We start from the raw sequence: 5,823 nt of genomic DNA, 5'->3' as shown, positions 1-5,823 counted from the left end.
GGGTCCGGCGGCGGCCGCGGCGGCCAGCACGGCCGCGAGGGCGGCCGTTCCCCCCCCTCACGGCCTCCTCCGGGCGGGGAGGTCCGTCAGATACGTGCCGAACATCGCGGCGAGGTCGTCCGCGGCCGCCGACCAGGGTTTCCGTTCCTCGCTCAGCCGCCGTTGCGACCGCCGGGCGGCCGGGATGCGGGTGGCGAGACGGCCGTCCGCGGAGCCGGTGGAGACCGCGACGACGTGGTGGATGAACGGCGCGTCCACGGCCAGGGCGGCGGAGGCGTTCCGCCTGGTGTCCGCCCATCGGGCCGCGGCCGTCCCGGGCACCGGGTGGGTCCGCACGGACAGGTCGGGATCGTCCTTCCAAGTCTGCCCGCGCAGGTATGCGCCGAGCCGGTTCTCGGCGGCCTGGTCGGGCAGGCCGATCACGGCCACGGTGGCGATCATGGATCCGGTCGGGTCCGCGTAGGTCGCCCGGACCACACCCCGGCATCCCGCGGCCTCGGCGCGCCGGGCGGCCTCACCGGTGAGCCCGGCCGCGCAGGAGGTCTGCGGGGCGATGCCGAGCCGTACCCACTGGGCGTTCGCGGGGTCCAGCTGGTCGGCCCGGGGGCTCCACTTCCTGGAGATCCGCTCGGGGAAGATCTCCTCCGCGGGGACGTTGCGCCACAGGTCCGCCCAGTGGGCGTCGTTCCTGATCTCCTGCCTGCTCTCCCTCACCGCCTGCAGGACCGTCCCCGCCCCGCCGAGGAGCAGCAGCGTCCCGAGCACCGCGAGCAGGACGCTCACGGCCCTGCGGCCGGTACGGTCGCCCCCGGCCGCGGGCCTGGCGGGGAAGCCGGGCGCGGGATGCCCCGGCGGCGCGTGCGAGGCCGGCGGGTGGTGCCCGGGATGCCGCGGCTGATGCGCGGGGTACCGCTGGAGAGGGCCTGACGGGTGCGCAGGGCGCCGCTGCGGGCGGCCGGACGGGGAAGGAGGCGCATACCCGGGAGGAGGGCCCGGAGGCGGATAACCGGGAGGCCGGTATCCGGGCTGCGGGAACGGGCCCTGGGTCATCGATCCCCCGAGACGACGTCATGATCGGACGAGACGGACGTCACCATACCGGTCGTACGGCGGACGATAAGGGCCGTTCCTCTGCATGAATGAGGAACGGCCCATCGATCATGATTTATCGATATCTAGTAGGACAGCTGGGTCTGCGGATTCAGCTCCTTCAGGGACGCCTTCTTCGCCGGGTCGGTCAGCGGATCGTCGATCCGGAGCACGTCCAGGCCCTTGGTGATGTCGCTGGAGTAGATGTGGCCGTTGTAGTAGTAGGCCGACCAGGAGCCTCCGAGGGTGCTGACCGGGCCGCGCTCGAAGAAGCCGATCTCCCGCGGGTTCGCCGAGTCGGTGAAGTCCCAGACCGACACCCCGCCCTGGTACCACGACTGGACCATGACGTCCTTGCCGGGGATCGGGAGCAGGTTGCCGTTGTGGGCGACGCAGTTCTCCCCGGGCTGCTGCTCCCTGGGGATCTTGAAGTAGGCGCGCCGGGTGAGGGTGCGGTCCGCGTTCAGGTCGTAGACGGCGCTCGCGCCCTTGGTCCGGGGGGTGTCGCGGTCGCAGGTGGCGCCCGCGCCGCCGCCCAACTCGTCACCGAAGACGAGTTTCGTGGCGTCGTTGTTGAAGGTGGCCGAGTGCCAGATGGAGAAGTTCTCCTCGTCGCTCACGTGCTGGAGCACCTTGGGCTTCACCCGGTCGGAGATGTCCAGCAGGATGCCGTCGCCGAAGCACGCGGCGGCGGCGAGGTCCTTCTCCGGATAGGCCGTGATGTCGTGGCAGCCGCCGATCACCATCTGGTCGGCGCCGCCGCCCACCCGGGCGGCGGTGCCGTCGATCACCGGCTTGGCGACGACCTTGGCCGCCGCGGGGTTCCCGACGGGCACCTCGACGATCGAGAAGATGTTGTGCGGGGCCGGGCAGGTGGCCGAACCCGGCTCCGGACCGGGGGAGGAGACGTAGAGGTAGACCGTCTCGGCGTTCTCGCCCGGCACGAGGGTGTGGGTGTGCGAACCGCAGGCGGTGGCGACGGCCGAGACGAACTTCGGATGCGCCTTGTCGGAGACGTCGAAGATGCGGATGCCCTCCCAGCCGCCTCCCTCCTGACCGCCCTGGGCGGCGTCGCACTCCGGCCCGCCGCGCGGGGTGTCCACGGAGAGGAAGAGCAGGTTCCCCGTCACCGAGACGTCGTTCTGCTCGCCGGGGCAGAGCACCCGGCTGACCACGGCGGGCTCGGCCGGGTCGGAGATGTCGAACACGGTGAAGCCGTCGTAGTTGCCCGCGAACGCGTGGTCGCCCTGGAAGGCCAGGTCGGTGCCCCACGACTGGGGGCCGTCGAGGGGCGGCTGCGGCGGCATGTTGGCGACGTGGGTGACGTTGGCGCTGTGCATCACGTCACCGGCATCGGGCTGCGCGGACGCCGAAGCGGACGGAGCGCCGGAACCCGCGGCGGACGGCGGCGCCGTACCGGGATCCGGCGGTTCGGAGTTCGCGCCGCAGCCCGCCATCACGAGCATCGCCGCCAGCGCGAACGCCACGGTTGATCGCACAGTGCCCCCATTGATTCGAATGTTTACCGCATTATTGATGTTATGGGGATTATGTGCCGGTCGAGTCTCGTCCTGGTCGCGATCGTGGCGACGGCGGTCGCGACGGGGTGCGCGGCCCCCGGGCCGGAAACGGCGTCGCCGCTGGTGGCGGGCACCGGCGCACCGGTCATCGTGCCGGGCGGCCCCGGGGACGCCGGCCGTACGGCGACGCCGGGCGAGCGGCTGGGGGAGTCCGAGGCGCGGGTGGGCGCGGCGGACGTGCGGTTCGCCGAGGGCATGATCCCGCACCACCGCCAGGCCCTGGAGATGGTGGAGCTGGTCCCGGCGCGGTCGTCGTCGAAGGAGGTGCGCACGCTGGCGGAGCGGATCGGCGCGGCGCAGCGGCCCGAGATCGCGGCCATGACCTCATGGCTGGAATCGGTCGGCCGCCGCCAGGACGGCCACGGCGGGCACGACGACCACACCGTCACCCCGGAGGAGATGAACCGGCTCAGGACGGCCAGGGGCGCGGCCTTCGACAAGCTCTTCCTGACCCTGATGATCCGTCACCACGAGGCCGCGGTGACGATGGCATCGCAGCAGCTCAAGGCCGGTACGGACCGGATCATGATCGCCATGGCGGGCGACGTCGTCTCCGGTCAGGGAATCGAGATCGCCCGGATGCGCGGGATGCTCGCCCGGTAGGCGCCGCCTGCCGGGGCGGGCCGCTGCGCCGGGGAATGGCCGAGCCGGGTGGTCAGGAGCTCCAGAGCATGTTGCTGAGCTCCGAGTCGAGGTTCATGAAGTCGGTCTCCCGGCCCGCGGGGACCAGCTCGTAGGTCCGGTGCAGGAACTCGGTGAGCGGGGCCAGCGGGACCTCGAACAGGGCCTGGCCGAACGGCGAGGTGAGACTGATGTGCAGGGTCCGCTCCCCGTCGGCGCGGGCGGGCCACACCTGGACGTCGCCGTCGCCGACCCGGCGCACGATGCCGACGGTCAGCAGCTCGCGGGCGAAGATCCACTCCACGGGCTCGTCGTTGCCCACGTGGAAGGCCATCCTGATGGCGTACGGATCATCGGCGGTGTAGCTCAGTCCGGCGAGCAGGGGGACGGTGCTACGGTCGGGGACCACAAGCCGAAGGCCCAGCTCGGCAGAGACGGTGGTGCTGTTCATCGTCAGCCAAACCTTTTCGTCGTCGGTCCCCTCTGCGGGGCTATCACTGCTGTGACGGGCTTCGTCCATGGTTATGACGCGCAACGACGGAGCCCGTAGGAAAGATTCCGCCTCTGGGCCCTTCTGTAACGCACATCACAGTGCGACATTTGGGCATCAGCCTGGCCAAACGTCATCAACCGCGCCATATTTCCAAGGGTTTTGCGCATCGTTTCCATCACGGTCGACTCCCCTGGAGGGGCGTCCTGGGCGAAGGGGTCCAGCTCGGGTCTTACGGTACTTCTGCGGATCAGGATGATGGTATGACACCGTAGCCCCCCACCGGGCTCATCCGCGGACCTTTGCCTCCCGACGTGCCGTCTCCGTGCCGCCACTCCCAAGATCATGCCGTTGCGCACGTCGTTTCGCCACCGGTCCCGGATTGATGTATGGTTTTCCACGTCGGCGCCGCAAGGGGCCGCAGGGCGGGCGATTAGCTCAGCGGGAGAGCGCTTCGTTCACACCGAAGAGGTCACTGGTTCGATCCCAGTATCGCCCACACAGGTAAGACGCAGGTCAAGGCCCGCCGGTTGACATCAACCGGCGGGCCTTTCCGTTGTCGGCGAGCTCCCTGAGCGGCCGATGCGGCCACGGGTCCCGGAACGCTTGAGCGCTCAGGCCGGGGCGCCGTTCAGGATCTCGACCCGGCCCGTGTCCAGGGAGTAGTACGCGCTGACCACCGCCAGGGCCCCCCTGCCCACCAGCGGTGCGAGGTCCCGGTTGCCGCGCAGGTCGTCCGCGGTCAGCTTCACCTGGGCCCTGGTCATCGTCTCGACGGGATCGGCGCCGCCCTCCCGCGCGGCCTGCTCGTACGCCGGACGCAGCGCCTGCTCGATCGCCTGCAGGTTGCCCGGCAGCGGCTCGCCTTCCCGCAGGGCCTTGTAGGCGGCGGAGACCGCGCCGCATCGCTGATGGCCCAGTATGACGATCAGCGGAGTCCCGCCGGTCATCGGCCCGTACTCGACGGATCCGGTGACCACCGGACCCACCGCCAGCCCGCCGGTGCGCATCACGAACAGCTCGCCCAGCCCGGTGTCGAAGACGAGCTCGGGTGCGACCCGGGAGTCGATGCACGCCAGCACCACTCCGTAGGGCTGCTGCTGCTGGGCCAGCAGCTCCCGGCGGGTGGGATCGCGGTCGGGATGTCGGAGCTCGCCGCTCACCCAGCGGCGGTTGCCCTCCATCAGCCGGTCGTACGCGGCCTTCGGCGAGTTCGGAAGCGGTCCTGCGGTGGGCGTGGGCGCCGCCGTGCTCGCCGCCTCGGCCGGCGATCGGCCGACGAGGCACGTGGCTGCAAGGGACACGGCACCGGTCAGCAGCGTTCGCCGCGCCGGGCCGTCGACGGGAAGAATCATGGCCTGAGTCCTTCCCGTTCCGGGCAAGGCCCCGGCAACGGAAGCGTCCGGGCACGATCGAGAACCGTCCGCCCGTGCCCGCCCGTCCGTGCCCGCCCGTCCGTGTCCGCCGGACTGGTCGTCGGCGGCGGGCCGCCGGGGATCGGGGCCGGAAAACCCTGGAACGTGCCATTCCCGCGCGGCCCCGTATGGGACCGGAGCGCCATCTGAGTTCCGAAACTTTCGCAGTCGTCCGAATGATGAGATGCGCCGGGAAACTTTCATCGGATATGTGGCGATGAATCGGATGAATTGCCGTTCACGCTCTGGGGAAATGGCAGATGGGAAGGCGTAAGGCCAGGTGGACGGGGGATCGCGAGTCGTCCTCCTCCGTCGACGGAGGTCATACGGGTGGTTGACAATAAGTGTCCGGGATTGCACCCTTTGATGAGTCAGTTGAACTTTCAACGACGGTCGGTGCGTGCTGGGAAGAGCCAGTGAATGGCTGGACCAATGCTTTCATCGTATTGGACGCCATGTCTGATGGTGATTACCCGGTGCGTCCGGACGGCTCGGATCCGCCCGCACGGCGACGACGGGCACCGACCGCCACGAGACAAGGGGTGACCTCATGAATCTCGACCGGTTCTCCGGACCAGTGCTCTCGCTCTTCCGCGCCGTGACGGGCCTGCTGTTCCTGTTCCACGGG

5 protein-coding genes and 1 tRNA gene are annotated in these 5,823 nt (G+C 70.0%); 2 read left to right on the top strand and 4 right to left on the bottom strand.

Features of this window, described 5'->3' with window-relative positions; all coding sequences use genetic code 11:
* Window positions 1-57 precede the first annotated feature (57 nt).
* Both ACWJ6R_RS28585 and ACWJ6R_RS28580 read right to left on the bottom strand, forming a co-directional pair.
* On the bottom strand, window positions 58-783 hold the full coding sequence (locus ACWJ6R_RS28585) for a hypothetical protein (RefSeq protein WP_449065199.1): 726 nt from the start codon (window positions 781-783) through the stop codon (window positions 58-60).
* 392 nt (window positions 784-1,175) lie between these two features.
* On the bottom strand, window positions 1,176-2,588 hold the full coding sequence (locus ACWJ6R_RS28580) for an LVIVD repeat-containing protein (protein WP_449065198.1): 1,413 nt from the start codon (window positions 2,586-2,588) through the stop codon (window positions 1,176-1,178).
* 51 nt (window positions 2,589-2,639) lie between these two features.
* Between ACWJ6R_RS28580 and ACWJ6R_RS28575 the strand changes: the two genes are divergently transcribed.
* On the top strand, window positions 2,640-3,272 hold the full coding sequence (locus tag ACWJ6R_RS28575; protein ID WP_449065197.1) for a DUF305 domain-containing protein: 633 nt from the start codon (window positions 2,640-2,642) through the stop codon (window positions 3,270-3,272).
* 52 nt (window positions 3,273-3,324) lie between these two features.
* On the opposite strand, the gene ACWJ6R_RS28570 is transcribed toward ACWJ6R_RS28575, so the two are convergent.
* Window positions 3,325-3,741: an SsgA family sporulation/cell division regulator gene (locus tag ACWJ6R_RS28570; RefSeq protein WP_068895435.1), complete on the bottom strand. Its 417-nt coding sequence runs from the start codon at window positions 3,739-3,741 to the stop codon at window positions 3,325-3,327.
* Between the two features lie 466 nt (window positions 3,742-4,207).
* On the opposite strand from ACWJ6R_RS28570, the gene ACWJ6R_RS28565 reads away from it, so the two are divergent.
* A tRNA-Val gene (locus tag ACWJ6R_RS28565) sits at window positions 4,208-4,279 on the top strand.
* A 115-nt stretch (window positions 4,280-4,394) separates the two neighbouring features.
* On the opposite strand, the gene ACWJ6R_RS28560 is transcribed toward ACWJ6R_RS28565, so the two are convergent.
* Window positions 4,395-5,135 carry a carbonic anhydrase gene (locus ACWJ6R_RS28560; protein ID WP_449065196.1) on the bottom strand — a complete coding sequence of 247 codons (741 nt, stop codon included), beginning with the start codon at window positions 5,133-5,135 and terminating at the stop codon, window positions 4,395-4,397.
* Window positions 5,136-5,823 lie beyond the last annotated feature (688 nt).

The organism is Planomonospora algeriensis (genome assembly GCF_977012225.1).
Note: the sequence above shows the minus strand (reverse complement) of the source record. Positions and strands in the feature narration are given on the sequence as shown.

Bases quoted from the DNA above. Each gene is read 5' to 3' on its own strand.
- ACWJ6R_RS28575 (WP_449065197.1), top strand. From the start codon at position 2,640: ATGTGCCGGTCGAGTCTCGTCCTGGTCGCGATCGTGGCGACGGCGGTC.
- ACWJ6R_RS28570 (WP_068895435.1), bottom strand. From the start codon at position 3,741: ATGAACAGCACCACCGTCTCTGCCGAGCTGGGCCTTCGGCTTGTGGTC.
- ACWJ6R_RS28560 (WP_449065196.1), bottom strand. From the start codon at position 5,135: ATGATTCTTCCCGTCGACGGCCCGGCGCGGCGAACGCTGCTGACCGGT.